We start from the raw sequence: 19198 nt of genomic DNA, 5'->3' as shown, positions 1-19198 counted from the left end.
AATGTAGTTTCATGGGAATGTGTAGGATGCTTCTGAAATAAAAGGTGGGACAGAAAAAGGTTTTCGATACCACAGCTGAATTTTTGGATTTATTTTATCATATTAACTGCTGAATATGCAACTTTAAATCAATATAATGGAACATCCTGCCAAAGAATTAAGCTTGATCTGTGAAAAAAAGAACCGACATATAAAATCTTTTAGCACCAAACTGTTTTTAGGGACGTTCGCCATCATTTCTTTTAATCTTTGCTTTTCGGTGAAAACCTTGGCCCAAGAATCCCTATATGAACTGATTGAAACCTACAACGCTGACCTGAATGCGCTAAACCGTAAATACAACGTAAGGGAAACCAAGGAGTACTATGAACGTATGGATGCATTCCGTCAAGACTGGCTGAATCAGTTGTCCAATATGGATTTTGGTTCCTTGGGAAAGGATGGACAAATTGATTTCATTCTTTTAAAGAATAAAATTGAAAAGGATAAACATTTCATGGCTGTGAGTTATGAAATGTTTCAATCCCTTGCTTTTGTAGCCGATGAGTTGGGTCCTTTGGAAAAATTCTATCAGGACAGACGATTAGGCCTACAACCGGATGCGCCTAAGTTCGCCAGCAGTTTCCATCAGATCGCCGAACAGATACAAGCCAAAACCGCCAACTTAAAAAACACGCCAACCTTTAACAGTTGGCAGTGGGCCGAACAAGCAAGCGAAATCATAGTGTCACACCTCGAAGCGGTAAAAGAGTCCTCTGATTTTTACTTCGACTATGATCCGGATTTTACCTGGTGGATGAGAAAGCCGGTGGATTTTCTGGTTGGCGAATTGGAAAGTTACGCAGCAGGACTCAAAGATCATTATACCAATACCTTGGTCAAGGACGACGGAAGTGGGATCATAGGTAAACCGATTGGAAGAGCTGACCTTATCAAAGAACTGGAATATGAACTAATTCCTTACAGCCCCGAGGAGTTAATTGCAGAAGCGGAAAGGCAGTTTGCCTGGTGTGACCGGGAGATGCTGCTTGCATCGGAAGCACTTGGCTATGGCAACCGGTGGAGGGAAGCTTTGGAACATGTCAAAAACACCTATGTACCGCCGGGACAATGGCCTGAAGATATCCACTTTCTGGCAGAGGAGGCAATAGCCTTTGTAGAAGAACGGGATTTGGTAACGGTCCCTCCGCTTGCCAAGGAAACTTGGCGTATGCGTATGATGTCTGCCGAGGCCCAACGGGTAAATCCGTTTTTTCTGGGAGGTGAATTAATTCAGATATCTTACCCTACCTCCACCATGACGCATCCAGAAAAGATGATGAGCATGCGTGGCAACAATCCCCACTTTTCCCGGGCAACTGTGCAGCACGAGCTTATTCCCGGGCACCATCTGCAAGGATTTATGACCCAACGGCACAAACCCTACCGGAGAGCATTCTCTACCCCTTTTTGGATTGAAGGCTGGGCGCTTTATTGGGAGATGAATCTGTGGGACAAAGAATTTCCACTATCCCCGGAAGATAAGATCGGGATGTTGTTTTGGCGCATGCACCGTTGCGCACGGATAATTTTTAGTCTGAATTATCATTTGGAAAAGATGACTCCGCAGGAATGCATCGACTTTCTGGTAGATCGTGTCGGACATGAGCGGGCTAATGCGGAGGCCGAGGTACGCCGCTCTTTTGAAGGCCGCTATGGTCCGCTTTATCAGATCGCTTATATGATTGGGGGATTGCAGTTTTATGCGTTAAAGCAGGAATTGGCCGAGAAACCCGGGTTTTCAGAAAAAGAATTTCACGATACTATCCTGAAAAACAACTCTATTCCGGTGGAGATTATCCGCTTGATTTTCTTGGATGAAAACCTTGATAAAGCATATACCACGCAGTGGAAGTTTTTGGAAAAGCTTCAGTTGAGTGAATAGAAATGGCCCTAGTGTCAAGAATATCATCACGTTTTTTTCCATGCAGATTGCGCAGATTTGCGCTGAAATATTCTGCGTATATCTGCGCAATCTGCGGGAAACATTTTAGCAACTCACGGTTGACTTGGCTCTAGCTTTATGCGTGCACAATCAATGTACCTCGATAAGATATTCTCCCTGAGAAGTAATTTCTCCAAAGGATTGTATCAAATAACCTTGATCGCTCATTTTCTTTTCAAATTCTCCCGCCGCCTTCGGATCTACGGTCATCAGCAATCCCCCACTTGTCTGCGGATCTGCCAAAATATATTTATCGGTTTCTGAACTGAGTTTTATTCCATGACCATAGCTATCCCAATTTCTGAGCGTTCCACCGGGGATACAACCCAGTTCGATATAATCTTTAACAAAATCAAAGGTGGGGACCGCCGCAAGATGAACTCTAGCAGACAACCCACTACCCCGGCAAACTTCAGTTAAGTGGCCACCCAGTCCAAATCCAGTAACATCCGTCATGGCATGTACTTCCTTCCAATTGGAAGCAACAGCTCCGATTTCATTTAGTTTGAGCATGGTTGACTTGGCAAGATTGAGATCTTCCTCTTTGGCCAATCCCTTTTTTTGAGCTGTGGTTACCATACCTATTCCCAGTGGTTTGGTCAAATAAAGCAGATCTCCGATTTGAGCTTGATTGTTCCGTTTGATTTGAGTGATAGGTATTTTACCCGTTACTGCCAACCCAAAAATCGGTTCTGGAGCATCTATACTGTGTCCTCCGGCTAAGGGAATCCCGGCCCGATGGCAAACAGACCTCCCACCTTCCAAAACCCTTCCCGCCACTTCGGGGGAAAGCTTCGCTATGGGCCATCCCAGTATGGCAATGGCCATGATGGGCGTGGCGCCCATCGCATAGATATCACTTAACGCATTGGTAGCTGCAATCGCTCCAAAGTCATAGGGATCATCTACTATGGGCATAAAAAAATCCGTCGTACTAACTATTCCCGTTATACCGTCCAGATCCACAACCGCTGCATCATCGCTTTCCTCATTGCCTACTAGCAGCGATGGGAAATGCTTTCCTCCTTCACTTCCAAAGCTTAAAATTTCGGATAGAACGGCAGGGCTGATTTTGCATCCACAACCTGCGCCGTGACTGTATTGGGTAAGTTTGATAGGTTCCATATTATATTTTATTTGCGGGATTGACGATTTGAAGGAGCTGGTTTGCCATTTCATAGGGGTCTGATGTATCAAAAGCAACCTCATGTTGGATCATGGGTGATTTTTTCCGGATTCCTTTCGTGTACGCTTTATCATAATATTCCAAGATGATATAAACGGCATCAGGTAGATTTCCTTCTTGAATAAATTCAGTGGCCTCAACGGCCTTACTCCTACCTAGTCTTTCTGCGATCTGATTGGTGGCTATAATCAATTTTTCGGGAGGAATTTTCCCATAGTCTTCCACCAAAGCTTTAACCCTTGCCTCCATGGGCAAATGAATTAAGATATGGGGTGATTGTTGCTTTTGCCAGTAGAGCTGTTCGATCAGTTTTACTTTTCCTATTGTAAAGGATTCATCTTCTATCCATATCCGTTCCGCAGGATCTAATATTCGGAAGCTTTCAAATAGGTCATTTTGAAACTGTTCCGTTGTAGGTTGTCCGGTGCTGAGTTGGTTGCCAAAACTGGATCCGTTGTGATTGGCCAGTCCCTCCAGATCAATGACTTGCTCACCCATCTCCCTAAGCGCATGTAGAACAGCCGTCTTCCGGGATCCCGTGGCACCAGTCAATACCTGAAGCCGCAAGGGCTGATTGAAGTAATCCAATACTGCCTTCCGATAGGCCTTATATCCTCCGGCAAGTGTAGTCACCTGGAACCCATATGTTTCCATTAGCCAAGCGACACTTTTTGACCGCATACCCCCTCTCCAGCAGTGGATAAGAAGATGCTTGGAGTCAAGTTTTTCCGCTGTTTCAATAAAACCGACCATTTTTGGACCCACTATTTCCAGGCCCAATTTGATGGCTTCTTGCTTGCTTTGCTGTTTGTAGGCCGTTCCTACCCTTGCACGTTCCTCATTGTCAAAAAGTGGCAAATTAATGACATTAGCCATATGTCCGGAGTCAAATTCTCCAGGAGATCGGGTATCCAAAACAGGGAAGGATGTTCGTAATGCCAGGAAATCTTCTATTGTTGCTACATCCATAAAGGGACCCTAAAGATAACGGAAAAAAGGCGAAAGTTCTGACACCAGCGCATTTAATCCAAAACTCCGAATTAACTTTATCCTTTCAGGAAAATGAAAGGCCTTCGTTTGACAACGAAAGGCAAAAAAAGATTCATAGGAGGTAGGAAAGCCTCATACTTTCTGTAATTTGGTCAAAAGAATTTAACTACGCTTTTCCTCAGTCAACTAACGGTCTTTGGTGAACCCATATATTTGTTTAGATACAGAAGTCAATCCCCAGCAAAAAAGAGTGCTGGATATCGGTGCGGTGGCGGAAGACGGCAGTACTTTTCATGCCAATAATCCGGCCGGATTGATTTCATTTATAGGCAAAAGACGTTTTCTCTGCGGACACAATATTATTCATCACGACCTTCTTTATCTTAAATCAACGTTTGCCCAAGCGGGTGGTCTGGAGCGGTTTAAAGTAATAGATACCTTATACCTTTCACCCCTCCTTTTTCCCAATCGCCCATACCATGCCCTGCTTAAGGACGATAAACTCTTGACGGACAGTGTCAATAATCCTTTAAATGATGCCCAGAAAGCAAAAGATCTTTTTCAAGATGAATGCACGGCTTTTCAGCATATGTCCGACAGGGTAAAGCAAATTTATTACCTGCTGCTGAAAAATCAAGCAGAGTTTAAAGGTTTCTTTTCGTACATGGGGTATTCCCATACCGGTAATTCAGCGGAAGAACTTATTTACGAGCTTTTCAAAAATGAAATCTGCGCTTCAGCTCCCCTAACCAAACTTATCAAAGAAAGCCCCCGGGAAATGGCCTATTGCCTAGCGCTAATACAGGGAGGGGATGTCCGTTCGGTGACTCCACCTTGGGTACTGAGGACTTTTCCGGAGGTAGACCGTGTAATTTCCTTGTTGCGAAATAGGCCTTGTCTTACCGGATGTTCCTATTGTGATAAGGCACTTGATATTCAACTGGGATTAAAAAAATTCTTTGGCTTTGACGCCTTTCGGAAATTCGGAGATGAACCCTTGCAGGAGTCAGCGGTACAAGCTGCGGTGATGCAAAAGTCCGTATTAGCGGTATTCCCCACCGGGGGAGGGAAGTCCATTACCTTTCAGGTGCCCGCCCTGATGAGCGGGGAAAGTGAGCGTGGATTGACGGTAGTCATTTCTCCATTACAATCCCTGATGAAAGACCAAGTGGATAACCTGGAGGCCAGTGGAATTACGTCGGCCGTCACCATTAATGGACTCCTTGATCCCATCGATCGGGCTAAATCCTTTGAGCGGGTGGAAGACGGCTCTGCGGCCTTGCTCTATATTTCCCCGGAATCCCTACGATCCAAAAGTATAGAACGGCTATTTCTTGGCCGCAAGATCAGCCGATTCGTTATCGATGAGGCCCATTGCTTTTCTTCATGGGGTCAGGACTTTCGGGTCGACTACCTGTATATAGGAGATTTCATAAAAGAGCTGCAGGAGAAAAAGCAATTGAGTGAGGGTATCCCTGTTTCCTGTTTTACGGCAACGGCAAAGCAAAAGGTAATCGAGGATATTCAACACTATTTCAAGGAAAAGTTGGGTATACGTTTCAGCATATTCCGTTCTGGCGTCTCCCGTACCAATCTTAATTATAAAGTTTTTGAACGCCGGGAAGAGGAGGATAAATATGCGGCATTACGGGATTTGATCTCCTCAAAAGCCTGCCCTACTATTGTATATGTCTCCCGAACCAGAAAAGCCTACGAACTTTCCCAGCGCTTGAATACGGACGGTTTTCAGGCATTGCCGTATCACGGCAAAATGGATAAGAAGGAAAAGGCTGAAAATCAAAATGCCTTTATCTCGGGAGTAATTCCCATTATGGTGGCCACCTCCGCTTTTGGAATGGGAGTGGACAAAAAGGATGTTGGCCTTGTCGTGCACTATGAAATATCAGATTCCCTGGAAAACTATGTGCAGGAGGCTGGGCGTGCGGGAAGGGATGAGGCCATCGAAGCGTCCTGCTATGTGCTTTTTGATGAGGAAGATCTGAGTAAGCATTTTATCATGCTAAACCAGACCAAACTGAGCATCAAAGAGATTCAGCAGGTATGGAAGGCCATCAAGGAGGTAACGCATTTTCGCAGTACCGCCTCCAATTCGGCTCTGGAAATTGCCCGGAAGGCGGGGTGGGATGACAGCATTGTAGATATAGAAACCCGTGTGACAACAGCTATCGCTGCCTTGGAAGATGCCGGCTACCTCAAAAGAGGCCAAAACATGCCCCGGATTTTTGCCAACAGCATCCTATCAAAAAACGCACAAGAGGCCATTGATAAAATCCAAACTTCCCCACGGTTTGATGATAAACAGAAGGTAGCGGGAACTCGGATTATTAAGAAACTCTTTTCAAGTAAAAGTAAAAAGGCAGCGAGTGATGAAGCGGCAGAATCACGGGTGGATTATATCTCAGACCATTTGGGGATTGTCAGAGAGGAAGTGATCAATATCATCAATCTCCTGCGTGAGGAGGATATCCTGGCCGATGCCAAAGACCTTACCGCATTTATCAAGCAGGGCGAAACAGCCAACCGGTCTGTGGCTTTGGTTGAGCTTTACAGTAAGCTGGAAAAATTCCTCCTCACACAAATCCAAGAAGAACCGAAAGTCTACTCGCTCAAAGCACTTAATGAAGATGCGGCCCTCTCATTAGGAGAGGAGGTATCTACCCAATTGGTCAAAACGCTGATCAACTATTGGAGTATCAAACACTGGGCAAAAAGCCAACCAAGCCGACTTTCCAAAAACCACCTCAAGATCAAATTGACTGTGGATAAGGAGCAGCTCAAAGAAAAACTCGAAAAGCGGCACGTGCTGTCCAAATTTATCATTGAGCACCTTTACCAAAAAAGCAGGCAACAGGGAGAAAATGAAGCCAAAAGCGAGGTATTAGTAGAATTCTCCGTTCACGAACTGAAAGACGCTTATCAGACCCATTCCGCTCTGTTTATTTTGGATATCAGCATCGCTGATATTGAAGACACCTTGTATTATCTTTCCAAAATCGAAGCCATAAAGATTGAGGGCGGATTTTTGGTGGTCTATAACCGGTTGACGATCGAACGGCTGGAAACCGACAACAAGCGGCGGTATAAAGCGGAGGACTATGAGAAACTCCGTGAGTTTTACGAAAACAAAGTGCAGCAGATTCATATAGTTGGGGAATATGCCAAGCGGATGATCCAGGATTATCAGGGAGCTTTAGAGTTTGTGGATGATTATTTCCAGTTAAATTATCCCTCTTTTCTCCGAAAGTATTTCAATGCAAGCCGACAGAAGGAAATCAGGCAAAACATCACGCCAAAAAAATTCAAGCAGCTTTTTGGGGAACTATCGCCGGCGCAGCTAGCCATCATCAAAGACAACAAAGCTCAACATATTGTAGTTGCTGCGGGACCGGGCAGTGGCAAAACACGGGTACTTGTGCACAAACTTGCTTCCCTTTTGCTAATGGAAGATGTAAAACATGAGCAGTTGTTGATGTTGACCTTTTCCAGGGCGGCAGCGACGGAATTCAAGAAGCGGTTAATCGACCTGATTGGCAATGTAGCACTTTGGGTGGATATCAAAACCTTCCATTCCTACTGCTTTGATATTCTGGGTAGGGTGGGAAATCTTGAAGGATCTACGGATATCGTGCGGCAGGCTACCGAAAAAATCAAAGTGGGGGAAGTGGAAGTCCGGGAAGTAACCCGCACCGTCTTGGTAATTGACGAGGCCCAAGACATGAATGCGGAGGAATTTGCGCTGATAGAAGCGATGATGGGGCAGAACGAAGAAATAAGGGTCATCGCCGTGGGTGACGACGACCAGAATATTTTTGAGTTTCGGGGTTCCAGTGCTGCTTTTTTGGAGCAATTTATCACCAAGCAAAAAGCTGTCAAATATGAACTGGTGGAAAACTACCGGAGTAGATCCAATTTGGTGGCTTTTACCAATCAGTGGGTGTCCACCCTACCAAACCGCCTTAAATCCGCACCCATCCTAGCCAAGGAGCGGGCAAACGGAAAGCTGTCCATCACTACCTATATGGAGCAATCGTTGATTTCCCCCGTGGTCGAGGATGTGTTAAGTAGTAGTCTTAGCGGTACAGTGGCCGTACTTACCCGCACCAACGAAGAGGCAATGCAGATTGCTGGGCTTTTGATCAAAGGGGGGTTACCAGCCAAGCTGATACAGTCCAATGATGGGTTTAGCTTATTTAATTTGTATGAGGTTCGGTACTTTTTGGGGCAATTGAATTTGCCTGAAGATGTGTTTACCATTCCGGCGGAGAATTGGAAGCAAGCGAAGGACCGGCTAGGAATACATTTTGAGCGAAGCACGAAGTTGGAGATTTGTCGGCAACTGATTGCGGATTTTGAGCAGATCTACCCCAAGACCCGGTATCGGTCTGATTTGGATACTTTTATCCGGGAGTCAAAGTTGGAGGACTTTTTCCCGCAAAGGGCCGAGACGGTGTTTGTTTCTACTATCCATAAGGCCAAAGGCAAAGAGTTCGATAATGTCTTTATTATCCTGGAAAGGACCCCGAACTTAACACCTGAATTCCGCCGCATGCTCTATGTGGCCATGACCCGAGCCAAGCAAAATTTAAGCATTCATCTGAACGGTCAGTTTTTGGTCGGGTTCTCGGTCAAAAATTTGGTTTACCAGCATAACAATAAGTTTACCTTTCCTCCCCAGCTTTTGGCGAGGCAACTTACTTTTAAAGATGTTTGGTTGGGTTACTTTTTGCGAAGGCAGTCGTGGATTATGCAGTTGCGAAGTGGGGATACGCTTACTGTGAAGGAAGGGGAATGCTTCAATGAACGGGGACAGTCCGTGCTGAAGTTTTCGAAAAGCTTTGCAAGGGAACTGGAGGAAATGGTCGAGAAGCCCTATAAGCTCTCCAGCGTAACCGTGAACTATCTAGTCTATTGGACCGATGAGGAGCAAAGTTGGGAGGGGCTGATTATTTTGCCTGAATTGATGTTTGAGCGGATTTAGTGGATCTATTCAACCTATTATTGTCGCAAATTGGGGAAATGGGAAGTAATTCATGGGAGCAATTACGTTGGTTAGATTCCTCTGAACTTAGACGCACATCTGCACGCAGGATTTACAAATAAAGAGATTCAGAACTCGATGACCTAGAAATGGACAATCTGTTACCTTTAACAGATTTATTCAGTGCCGTAGGCACGACCGATATAGTAACCGTCGGTTTCAACCGACGGAAGAAGGAGGCCCAGATCCCCAAAGTCCCGTAGGGACGACCGATATATTCACCAACTTTAAAACGGTCGTCCCTACGGGACTTTCACCATTCATTCCGTACCCAATCCATGGGGTGAAACCCATGGTTACTATGTCGGTCGCTCCGATGGAGCTTTTTTTTAAACGCCTCAAAGCAGTCTTCGAAAAACATCAAATAAGAGCAACATGAAATCTATCCTGCCGGAGGAAGTCAAGCCTGACTGTGGTCAAACAGGCATGGCGAAAACGTCACTTTATATGATGCCTGTCAATCACCTACTTTGTTGGTAGAAAAGTGCGAGATCAGCTCTAATTAGACACACTACGATTATCATTTAATCAACGATTCTATTGATAAATTAAATTTAATGTAATTTTTTAAAATTTTTGTTATTTTATTTGCAACATAAAGGTTCATCTATTACCTTTGACATATCAAACAACGACAAATGGTCTGAATGTTTGATCAGATACTGTAGGATGATGAAACTGGCAGACATGCCCTCCGGTCTCGGGGGTGGGGACATCAGAACAAAGTAAATATCGAGCTCGTGTTTTACCTAACTGCCCCGTGGAGGTTCGACTCCTTCTCCTACAGCAGGTTATTTTGGGTTTATTGTTAATTGACTAAAGCTATGAGATTTTGTTTCATAGCTTTTTTCTTTTTTATGGGGTTTGAGTAGATCAGCGCCACAACTCGGAGGGGTGAGCGGAGCCGAACCCCCGCTCCGTAATTGCGCCACCCCAGCCCTCTCTCCTGTAACCGCTACGCTATCACAGGATTTTCAACTGAAAGGGAGGGAGCTAGATTACGTCAAGTAAGAAAATTCATCTCAGTCGATGGGATTTGAAGTCCCCCTTCAGGGGGATTTAGGGGGCAGTCGTGAAGACGATTACGCTTCGAAACGGCCCCACTCCCTTCCACTGAGAGGTAAGAAGACCGACCTTGTGACGCAACTTTATAAAATCGAAGCGAAAAGAATACGAGCGTACTTCTTTTCTAGAATATTACTTTTTCCCCCAGGTTGTATCGTTCAACCATTCTAGGGAGGATGTCACTTTAACCACGCCTCTTGGGTGCTGGATTTATCAGTTTGAACAGTTTACTGTGCTTTACCCCTGTGGAGAGACGGAATCGGTTGGAAAGGCTCTCAGAAATCCAATAGTCTGTCTTATTGTGTTGCCTCAAACATATACTTATCCTGCAAGGTCTGAAGGTCTGGCACTGATTCATTATTGGGATGAAAATCCTGAAAACGAACCTCTTCCCGCAGGAACGTATTGCTCCTCTATCAAAGAGGAGGGATTGATTGACGGTGTTCCCGTGAAAGTGGATACTAAGGTTTCTTTTGAAGTGAGGTAATGAGTTTCTTATTTCAAAGCAGGTTGTACATAGCTATTTTCCGCCAAAAGTTGAGGCAGTAAACCGATTAATGTGTACTTTTATCTAAACGATACACATTATGAGAACTAATATAGAAATTGATGAAAAATTGATTGAGGAGGCCATGAGGATTTCAGGGTTGAAAACAAAAAAAGCCGCTGTGGAAGCCGGGCTGAAATTAATCATCACATTAAAACACCAAGAGAAGATTAAAAGCCTAAGGGGCAAGTTAAAATGGACGGGTAATCTTGAACAAATGCGCCTAGACCAATGATCTTGGTAGATTCATCTGTCTGGATAGATTTTTTTAATGGGGTGGATAGTCCTCCGGCAGAAAAACTAAATCAACTTTTAGGCAATGAGATGATAGTCACCGGAGATCTGATTATTGTGGAAGTGCTGCAAGGGTTTCAAAGTGATTCGGATTTTCATCAAGCAAGGAAAGTTTTGGAAGAACTTCCGCTTTTTAATCTCTGCAATAAAGATCTTTCAATCATTGCCGCCGAAAACTATAGGGCGTTAAGAAAAAAGGGAATAACTGTCAGAAAGAATATAGATGTCATTATAGGTACTTTTTGTGTAGAAAACCGTATCCATTTATTACACCACGACAGGGACTTCGATCCAATGGAAGCTTATCTGGGATTGCAGGTAATTAGTTGCTAACCAAATAACTCTTTTATATTTCTGCAATTTTACCAAGTCTCTGATTCTTTCTCAAAGTCATCTACTGAAGAAAACTTCCCCGCTTTAATTTGAAGGACGGCTTCGTCAATGGAGTTTATATAGTCCTTTAAATCCATCGGGGAGTACTTAGATTTCGTGTCCTTTAATAACGCATACAAGGCCTCAAGTTTATCTTGATCATTAATTGAATCAATGGTTTGATGTAGCCTTAATTTTAATTCCGCTATGCTCGTTTCTTTTTTTAAGTAAATATAATAGGATTTATCTCCAAAATCAATCTGATCAAAGCAACCGAAACACGTGATGGGGAATTGCCACTATCATTCACGTAACCACTTCTTACTGCAGGATATGAGAATTCTAGCTACGTAACTACCCCAGCCCTCCGTTGAAAGTGAGGGAGCTAGATCCCGTGAAATATCAAAATTTATCTAAATAAACAGGATCTAACGTCCCCCTTCAGTGGTACATCCCGTTTAGCGTAGCGGTTCGGGAGGGGATTTAGGGGGCAGCCGGGAGGACGGTTCCTCTCCGTAACTGCCTCACCCCTCCCTCTCCTTTAGGAGAGGGCGATCAATAACGACCGGCAAATTGTTTATTCTAATTATCGGAATTTAAAGTCCCCCCTTAAGTGGCACATTCAGAGTAGCGCAGTGGTTCGGGACTGGATATAGTGGGCGGTTGGGCGAGCGATTTAACGTACAATTAAAAGATATATATGGCTTGGAATTTTCCAAACACCGCTTTTTCCCTTCCTTTTGTAGCACTTTTCCAATTAACTACGTCTATGAATAAAAGATGTATAAAATTCTAATAACTAGATGGTTGGTATTAATTTAGTTGGTATTATGACGCTTATAATTTGTTAAAGTTTCTAATTACATAATTGGGGGTTTATTTAAATAGGGTATCTATGAAGCGTATTGTGATTTTTAGAACCAAATGGATGGTTTTTATGTGGACTGTTTTACTACTGCCAATGCTCTGGGGATGTCAGGATGATGCACTCCCGGAGGGCGAGATCCGCTTAAGCCAAATTCCTGATAACCCTGACTATACGTCTCTTCCCTTGATAGGCACCACATGGAAACTTATCGGGTTTGTGGATGAACACCGGAAAAGGGTAAAATTAGCGGAACCTGAAGGAGAAAGCTCCTTTTTGTTTACATTTAAAGAAAACGGTGATTTAAGTGGGCTAACTTCCACGAATACGGCGTTTGGGAAGTTTTTTTTGGATAATGATAACCTCCTAAAAATTTTCTCAATTTAATCACCTTACCAAGATTAATGAACTTTTTGATGGTAGATATTATATCGAATCCATGAACAAAGTTTTTTCTTTTAATCTATCTCCCAAGGGGTTGGCCCTCTACTACGATTCACAAATGTTCATGCTATTCAAACCACAATAAGCATTCGGTGAAATTGCTTTCAGGCATTACTTTAATCTCCAATACTATGAAAAAAATATTTACTTTATTGACCCTATGCCTTATTTGTCTTTCGGCTGTGGCACAGATCAGCACCGATGAGTCTCCCGTTAGCTTTAGCTTGCCTGTAGATGTATTCAAAGGTCGGATGGCAGACATAAAGACAATGCCAAGACTGGATATGGAGGAGATAAAAGTGGCTGACGAACATGATTATCGAGACGGCATTCCGCCAAGGTTTGGCTATATCCAACCAACGAGCTCGGTCTTTTCCGGTTTTCGATGCAATAGGTTAACCCAATCGTATCTTTTTGAGTATATTTGACTATGCAAATAGAAAGAACAAATAGCGAGATTGTTATCAAGGTTCCGTCAGAAACTGATCTAGAGGGACTTCAACGCATCCTAGATTATATCAAGTTTCGGGAGATCGCTTCAAAAAGTACAGTCACCCAAAAAAAAAATCGAGACGTGAATTAAATGAAAGTGGTCTATACTTCGACTTGTCAAAAAACGCAGTCTGTTTCTATTAAAATAAAAATCCTAGTAAACTCGGTTAACCTAATTTGTAAATTATGACACTTATAATCAATAAAAGTAATTCCAAAGAAGTCTCTGAAATCCTATCTAAAAAACTGAAAAACGGGAAAAAGGAGGGTAATTTAAAGAAGCATTTTGGTAAGCTGAAAAGAAATATTGATGGAATGAGCTACCAGACAACTATGAGGGAAAATGAGGATTGACTTTATTGCTGACACAAATATTTTAATTTACGTGCACGAGGGCAATAAATTGATTGAACCTTTTCTCAAATATAACTTCGGCATTTCATTCATTACTGAGATAGAGTTGTTGGGATTTGGGGGACTTACAAATGTTGAAGAAGATAAGCTAAGGCAACTTGTCAAAGATTGCCACGAGTTGGGATGGAACAACGATTTGAAAGAACAAGCGATTTTACTTAGAAAAAAATATGTTGTAAAATTACCTGATGCTATCATAGCCGCCACAGCAATTGTCCATGAACTTCCCCTCGTGACAGCGGACAAAGGATTAGTTAAGATTGAAGAATTGGATTTAATTTTTTTAGATGTTTAGGTTTTAACCTAGATTCATTTTGAATAGCATCGGAACTTTTAGACGCAACCTCCACAATTCAACTGGAGACAACAGGTCCGCTTTGCTACGTGCATTTTTGGTGATAGAAAAATCTATTCAACACGCTATCAGAACTCGATATAAATTGGCCGCAGTTGATGTTTGGCTACTTCTCCTGAATAGTTTGCTAACAGATAGGTGAGCAAATTTGAACCCCCGTCATTGCCCCATCCCCAGCCTTCCCTCCTGTAACCGCTACGCTATCACAAGATTTTCAACTGAAAGGGAGGGAGCTTGATTCGGTCAAATAACATAATTTATCTAGATTAACGGGATTTAAAGTCCCCCTTCAGTGGTACATCCCGTTTAGCGTAGCGGTTCGGGAGGGGATTTAGGGGGCAGCCGGGAGGACGGTTCCTCTCCGTAACTGCCTCACCCCTCCCTCTCCTTTAGGAGAGGGCGATCAATAACGACCGGCAAATTGTTTATTCTAATTATCGGAATTTAAAGTCCCCCCTTAAGTGGCACATTCAGAGTAGCGCAGTGGTTCGGGACTGGATATAGTGGGCGGTTGGGCGAGCGATTTAACGTACAATTAAAAGATATATATGGCTTGGAATTTTCCAAACACCGCTTTTTCCCTTCCTTTTGTAGCACTTTTCCAATTAACTACGTCTATGAATAAAAGATGTATAAAATTCTAATAACTAGATGGTTGGTATTAATTTAGTTGGTATTATGACGCTTATAATTTGTTAAAGTTTCTAATTACATAATTGGGGGTTTATTTAAATAGGGTATCTATGAAGCGTATTGTGATTTTTAGAACCAAATGGATGGTATTTTAGGAAAGTCACGTATGCCGGAAGGTTTCCTGACGATGATTATTTTATGGAATCAGTAAATAAAATAGTTCATTTCCACATTTCACCCAAGGGGTTGGAGCTTCACCATGATGCCCGAAGGTACATGTTGTTTGAACCTCTGGATCAACTTGTATTTTAAGCCCAAATATTTTGCCAATTACTTATGAAAAAATTATGTACTTCATTAAGCCCATCCATTTTTATCCTACTTGCGACCTGCTTTGGATGTGTGGAAGAAGAACCTACCGGAGTGAATGCGCTCGAGTTTAGGCTGGTGGCAGTCGATGGAGATGGGCGTGAGAAAAGTGTGTTTGAAGCAGGAGAAAGAATAGGAATTACGTTGAATTTTATAAACCATTCTGGGGAGGATGTCACTTTAACCACGCCTCTTGGGTGCTAATTTTATCAGTTTGAACAGTTTATTGTCCTTTACCCCTGTGGAGAGACGGAATCGGTTGAAAAGGCTCTCAGAAATCCAATAGCCTGTGTAGGGTTGCCTCAAACATATACTTATCCTGCAAGGTTTGAAGGTCTCGCACTGATTCATTATTGGGATGAAAATCCTGAAAACGACCCTCTTCCCGTAGGAACATATTGCTCCTCTATCAAAGGGGAGGGATTCATTGACGGTGTTCCCGTGAAGGTGGATTCAAAGGTTTCTTTTGAAGTGAGGTAAAGCTTGACAGACTCGGGTTTTGGCGAAAATGGAATGACACCCCAACCTTCCCCGCTGCCAAAACACAATCGAACGAATCATCCATAATGTCCTAGGGCTCCACTGCGCTACACCTTAGGCTACCGATTGCGCCCACGTTGGGGCTTAAAGTCTGTTTCGTCACTTAAACATAAACCTATTGAAATGAAATATTTCGACCGTAGGCCATATATCTTCCATATTTCATTTCAATAATATCCATGAATATCCAATATCCACCAATTTCAATTTTCAAAAATATCCATCTTCCCCCCAAAATCCCATAAAACAATCCCAATAGATACAGAAATATTAAACGAATGCTTCGTCCCCAACTGCGGAATTTCAACAATATGATCCACCTCAGAAATAACTTCTTCGGCCACACCAAAAACCTCATTTCCAAAAACTAGCGCATAGGTTTCCTCTGGTGAAGGCTGAAACTTGTTTAATGAAATGCTGTTGGAAGTTTGCTCCAGGGCTATTGTCTTGATTCCATTTGCCTTTAATGATTTAACAAGATCCGCAGTATTTGGTACGTGTTCCCAATCCACCGACTCCGTAGCCCCAAGTGCTGTCTTTTGGATCTCCCGATGGGGTGGGGTTCCGGTGATGCCACAGAGGTAGATCTTTTGTATGCGGAAGGCATCACCTGTTCTAAATGCAGAGCCTACATTGTTTAGGCTACGGACATTATCCAAAACTAAGATCAGGGGTGATTTATCGGTGGATTTAAACTCATCTACCGAAAGGCGGTTGAGTTCATCCATTGTCAGTTTTTTCATGGGTAAGCACGGTTTCAGGGCACAAAGGTAAGGGAAAATGGAACGACATTGTCCCTTACCTTACGAAACGCGCTGTTTTAGCTTGCAACTCCGACTTTGAAACGTTGAAGAGCTTCCGTTTTAGATAGCTTACCCTCATCGTAATCAAATAAATCAGCCATGCCAATACTGACATTCACCCAATCCGGCACGTCACAGCCAGTACAGTTACTGAGGCGTATATTAAACACCAGTCGCTCCTTCCTGTCCATGCTTTTGACGGTTCGGCCATAGGTAAGAATATGTTCCTTCATTCCTTCCAAAAAATCAGGATATAGCGCGGTAAGCTTTTCGGGGTCACTTTCTTCGTTTAGTTCCTCAGATTTATCCGAAGGAAGTATAAAATTATACAGATTCTTTTCAGTACGTGTCAACATATTGAGGTGATAGATCACCCCGAATTCGGGAATCTTATCGTAATAGGCATAGCCAGTATAGTAAAATGTTTCAGACAGGTCAGGCCGGTAGAGTCTGTCCAAGATATTTGCCAACAACTCCAAATCCTGATCCAAACCTTCTGCAAACGATTCCGAAAATAGTATCCTTCCAACCACTTCCTCCCTGCTTAGATCTCCGGCCTTAAAGGCTGTTAGATCGCTCTTTTTGATTTCCGCGGAAAACCGTTGTTTTCGCATAACCATGGGGGATGATGGCCTGCTTTGCAGAAACCTGCCCTGCGAAACAAAGGGGGAGCGTTCTTCAACAATCTTTATCCGATCCTCGGGCTGAAGCTGTCCGATCAAATCCGCATATTCCAGCAGGAAAATGGTTACCTGCTCTTTTAATTGATCAGTCTGAACTTGGCTGAGACTGTCCCTATCAATTTCCTTTGGAGCATCCGCCGTTTCAGTCAGGGATTTTCCAATTCTTATCCTTCCGGACTGAGAAGAAGGTTCAAAGCCCCGGATTTGGGATGCCCCAGCTCCCTGTTCAAAGGTTTTTCCAACCTTAATCCTTCCTTGAGAAGAAGGTTCAACTCCGCGGATTTGGGCTGTCCCGGCTCCCCGATACACATTGGGAGCTAATACAGTAACGGAATGCTGTGCGGGTAGGGTTATCATAACCCCATATCCTTCCAGATACTGGGCGGTTTGGCGGTCTTCTCTCCGTGCGAGTAGGAGCTCCTGTTTTGTCTCAACCAAAGTACCCAATGCCGCGGCAGCTACTTTTAGGTCCCGGTCCATTTTTTCCACATCCACTTGCTGTGCAAGCAGGGAAGACCCCCATATTGTAACGGCCAGAAAAAGGGTCGGAAATATAAATTTTATGTTCATGGGTTTGAGGGGATAGTTAATTGTATTTCAGCGAGCAGGTATTCGAGAATTTCGCTTACTTCCTGCTCCAACTGATAGTTTTTTATCTGTAATCCGTTTAGCCTTTCTTGCAGGTAAAGGAGATCTTCTTCCCGTAACTGTTGCAAGCCATTGGCATAATCTTCCAACAGGAGATTCATATAGTTCTTCTGGGCAATGGCCACCTCTCCCCAATACGTAGCAAGCAAGTTGGCGTTTTCATACTGTACGGACGCAAAATAAGTGTCCATCCTTGTTTCTAATTTTTTAGTGATTTGATCAATCAGTCGACTTTCAACCAAGACTTGGGAAGGAACCATTTTTTCCTCCATTTCCTGCTGCCATTGTTGCTGTTGCTCGGTAATCCCTTTCTCCTGCGTGTGAAGTGAAGTCTGAATTAATTTCACTATTTCTTCCCGGTCAAGTTTTTGGCTCTGACCTTCCGAAGGTGTCGGTCCTTCATTCTCAGAAAATGCGATGGCAAATCCCGAAGCTCCGATTTGAAGATTCGCATTGGTAAATTTTCCCAATAGCATGAGGAATCCCAGTAATATCGTCACAGCAGCGGCATTCCTCACAAAGCCCGAGAACATTGGTTTTTGAACTTGTATAGGCCTTGATGCGGATGAAATCAGTATCTGTCGTTCTACCGATTTATCAGTAAGATTTCCAAGAAACTTCCGGGTTTGATCCAGCTCCTCCAACTTAATTCTCTCCTCGGGATGGGCGGAAAGATAGTCATCTACCTGGTGCTTTTCATCAGGGTTTAATTCCCCATACAGGTAGTCCATTAACGTGGATTTATCAGGTTTATAGCTCATGTCTTTTTTGATTTTGCGGTGAAAAGGAAGATTCTTTCATATACTGACGAAGGTGGTTAAGCGCGTAATAAAGCCTAGACTTGGCAGTATTTTCCGATATTTCTAACGCTTCGGCAATCTCACGGAATTTTAATCCCTCGTATTCTTTTAAGATAAGCACTTCACGCTGCTCGCTGGATAGTTGCAGAAGTGCCTTCTGCACGGCAGCCGCCAATTCATTTTGTATCACTTGTTCCTCAGGATCATAGGCACTACTACGGATGGAAACTATTTCACTTTCCTGCTTTGCTGTGACATGGCCATTTAACTGAGTTCCACTATGCTTACTATTTTGCCGCTGCTGCATCCGGCAGAAATTCACAAGCAGGGTGTACAGCCAGGATTTGAATTTGGAAGTATCCCGCAACCCCCCCAGCTTTTGGTACATGGCAATAAAGGTCTGCTGCGAAACGTCCATGGCCTGATCGTGATCACCCAGGTATTTCAACGAATAGTTGTACACCCGCTTGTACCAGTGCTGAACCAATCGGCCCTGCGCCCGGGAATCTCCGGAGCATGCCTGATGAATCAACAGCTGTTCTTCGGAGAGTTCATTCATTCGTTTGCCATTTACTTTATGGAACCTAGTGATTTTTGTTCTTAGGATGAAAAAGGTTGCCAAAAAGTTTTACCAACCCCCATATTTTTTTGTTGC

Annotated in this window: 17 protein-coding genes; 11 read left to right on the top strand and 6 right to left on the bottom strand. The window is 43.4% G+C overall.

The window, feature by feature from the left end; all coding sequences use genetic code 11:
• Nucleotides 1-136: 136 nt before the first annotated feature.
• Nucleotides 137-1924 (top strand): DUF885 family protein, encoded by a 1788-nt coding sequence (locus tag FQ608_RS13235; RefSeq protein WP_158858718.1) that lies wholly within the window; start codon nucleotides 137-139, stop codon nucleotides 1922-1924.
• A 150-nt stretch (nucleotides 1925-2074) separates the two neighbouring features.
• On the opposite strand, the gene selD is transcribed toward FQ608_RS13235, so the two are convergent.
• Both selD and mnmH read right to left on the bottom strand, forming a co-directional pair.
• Nucleotides 2075-3109, bottom strand: a complete 1035-nt coding sequence (selD, locus tag FQ608_RS13230; RefSeq protein ID WP_158858717.1) for a selenide, water dikinase SelD — start codon at nucleotides 3107-3109, stop codon at nucleotides 2075-2077.
• Between the two features lies 1 nt (nucleotide 3110).
• A complete protein-coding gene (gene mnmH / locus FQ608_RS13225) occupies nucleotides 3111-4139 on the bottom strand; it encodes a tRNA 2-selenouridine(34) synthase MnmH (protein WP_158858716.1) in 1029 nt (342 codons plus the stop codon).
• Between the two features lie 220 nt (nucleotides 4140-4359).
• Between mnmH and FQ608_RS13220 the strand changes: the two genes are divergently transcribed.
• The 10 genes from FQ608_RS13220 (at nucleotide 4360) to FQ608_RS13175 (ending at nucleotide 15549) form a co-directional block, all read left to right on the top strand.
• Nucleotides 4360-9159 carry a RecQ family ATP-dependent DNA helicase gene (locus tag FQ608_RS13220; protein ID WP_158858715.1) on the top strand — a complete coding sequence of 1600 codons (4800 nt, stop codon included), beginning with the start codon at nucleotides 4360-4362 and terminating at the stop codon, nucleotides 9157-9159.
• Nucleotides 9160-10516: 1357 nt separating this feature from the next.
• Entirely contained in the window at nucleotides 10517-10771 is a 255-nt protein-coding gene (locus tag FQ608_RS13215; RefSeq protein ID WP_158858714.1) for a hypothetical protein, read from the top strand.
• 100 nt (nucleotides 10772-10871) lie between these two features.
• The gene (locus FQ608_RS13210; protein ID WP_158858713.1) at nucleotides 10872-11066 is read left to right on the top strand and encodes a type II toxin-antitoxin system VapB family antitoxin; all 195 of its coding nucleotides are present in this window, start codon (nucleotides 10872-10874) and stop codon (nucleotides 11064-11066) included.
• On the top strand, nucleotides 11063-11458 hold the full coding sequence (gene vapC / locus FQ608_RS13205; RefSeq protein WP_158858712.1) for a type II toxin-antitoxin system VapC family toxin: 396 nt from the start codon (nucleotides 11063-11065) through the stop codon (nucleotides 11456-11458). The genes FQ608_RS13210 and vapC overlap by 4 nt, the downstream gene beginning before the upstream one ends.
• Before the next feature lie 934 nt (nucleotides 11459-12392).
• Nucleotides 12393-12749, top strand: a complete 357-nt coding sequence (locus FQ608_RS13200) for a hypothetical protein (RefSeq protein ID WP_158858711.1) — start codon at nucleotides 12393-12395, stop codon at nucleotides 12747-12749.
• Between the two features lie 188 nt (nucleotides 12750-12937).
• On the top strand, nucleotides 12938-13234 hold the full coding sequence (locus tag FQ608_RS13195; RefSeq protein WP_158858710.1) for a hypothetical protein: 297 nt from the start codon (nucleotides 12938-12940) through the stop codon (nucleotides 13232-13234).
• Nucleotides 13235-13484: 250 nt separating this feature from the next.
• Entirely contained in the window at nucleotides 13485-13652 is a 168-nt protein-coding gene (locus tag FQ608_RS13190; RefSeq protein WP_158858709.1) for a hypothetical protein, read from the top strand.
• Nucleotides 13642-14007: a type II toxin-antitoxin system VapC family toxin gene (locus FQ608_RS13185; protein ID WP_158858708.1), complete on the top strand. Its 366-nt coding sequence runs from the start codon at nucleotides 13642-13644 to the stop codon at nucleotides 14005-14007. The genes FQ608_RS13190 and FQ608_RS13185 overlap by 11 nt, the downstream gene beginning before the upstream one ends.
• Before the next feature lie 1029 nt (nucleotides 14008-15036).
• The gene (locus tag FQ608_RS13180; protein WP_158858707.1) at nucleotides 15037-15273 is read left to right on the top strand and encodes a hypothetical protein; all 237 of its coding nucleotides are present in this window, start codon (nucleotides 15037-15039) and stop codon (nucleotides 15271-15273) included.
• Nucleotides 15274-15366: 93 nt separating this feature from the next.
• A complete protein-coding gene (locus FQ608_RS13175; RefSeq protein ID WP_158858706.1) occupies nucleotides 15367-15549 on the top strand; it encodes a hypothetical protein in 183 nt (60 codons plus the stop codon).
• 263 nt (nucleotides 15550-15812) lie between these two features.
• Here the strand turns inward: FQ608_RS13175 and FQ608_RS13170 are convergent, their stop codons facing one another.
• The 4 genes from FQ608_RS13170 to FQ608_RS13155 form a co-directional block, all read right to left on the bottom strand.
• Nucleotides 15813-16352: an RNA methyltransferase gene (locus FQ608_RS13170; RefSeq protein ID WP_158858705.1), complete on the bottom strand. Its 540-nt coding sequence runs from the start codon at nucleotides 16350-16352 to the stop codon at nucleotides 15813-15815.
• Between the two features lie 77 nt (nucleotides 16353-16429).
• Nucleotides 16430-17665 carry a hypothetical protein gene (locus tag FQ608_RS13165; protein ID WP_158858704.1) on the bottom strand — a complete coding sequence of 412 codons (1236 nt, stop codon included), beginning with the start codon at nucleotides 17663-17665 and terminating at the stop codon, nucleotides 16430-16432.
• The gene (locus tag FQ608_RS13160; protein WP_158858703.1) at nucleotides 17662-18504 is read right to left on the bottom strand and encodes an anti-sigma factor family protein; all 843 of its coding nucleotides are present in this window, start codon (nucleotides 18502-18504) and stop codon (nucleotides 17662-17664) included. The genes FQ608_RS13165 and FQ608_RS13160 overlap by 4 nt, the downstream gene beginning before the upstream one ends.
• The gene (locus FQ608_RS13155; protein ID WP_158858702.1) at nucleotides 18494-19102 is read right to left on the bottom strand and encodes an RNA polymerase sigma factor; all 609 of its coding nucleotides are present in this window, start codon (nucleotides 19100-19102) and stop codon (nucleotides 18494-18496) included. The genes FQ608_RS13160 and FQ608_RS13155 overlap by 11 nt, the downstream gene beginning before the upstream one ends.
• Nucleotides 19103-19198: the final 96 nt, after the last annotated feature.

It is taken from the genome of Lunatibacter salilacus (assembly GCF_009797935.1).
GTDB classification, from domain to species: Bacteria; Bacteroidota; Bacteroidia; order Cytophagales; family Cyclobacteriaceae; genus Lunatibacter; species Lunatibacter salilacus.
This window is presented reverse-complemented; position numbering and strand designations above follow the sequence as displayed.